Raw genomic sequence first — 604 nt, 5'->3', positions numbered from 1 at the left:
GTCCACACCAGACCCGGAACGAAGAAGTAGTTGGAAAAGATCGTGAGCCAGCCGCCCGCCCGCGCCTCCGGGTTAAGGAGGTGCGGCAGGGTAAAGACAACGGCTGGCACGATCGCCAGAAAAACGCGGTTGCTCCAGATAAGGCTCGCACCCTGCACGATGTATCCGCGAAAGAAAAGCTCCTCCGTTGTCGTCTGGATCGCGGTGAGCACCAGCGCCAGCGGCACAAAAAGTGCAAATGTTATGAGGCCGGAGTTGAAGGAGAAGGTATCCGGGTAGAACAGATACTGCCCCAGCCCACCGATCAGGCCGTACGGCACAAACCACGCCACGAATCCATGACCGACCCGATGCCAGTCTATCCGCTTCCGCGCTGTGACGAGCGTCCGGGGGTGGCGGCGGTGGACGAGGGAGACAGCGATCAGGACGCCCGCGAAGAAGCACAGGAAACTCGCCATGACAAACAGGTAGTATTCCACAAGCCCCAGATCCGAAGGGTCTGCCTGTCCGCCGAGCGCGAACGCGACGAGTACGCTGGCACCACTACCGACGATCAGCCACGCAAAGAGGATGATCATCAGCCCCAGAACATACCGCCACCCCC

General features: G+C 60.6%; 1 protein-coding gene. It reads right to left on the bottom strand.

The features are described from left to right. Nucleotides 1–604, bottom strand: a 604-nt coding sequence (locus JUJ53_RS25450) for a CPBP family glutamic-type intramembrane protease (protein WP_204151247.1), incomplete at both ends; no start/stop codon positions are given.

Source organism: Leptolyngbya sp. CCY15150 (assembly GCF_016888135.1).
Classification (GTDB): Bacteria; Cyanobacteriota; Cyanobacteriia; order RECH01; family RECH01; genus RECH01.
This window is presented reverse-complemented; position numbering and strand designations above follow the sequence as displayed.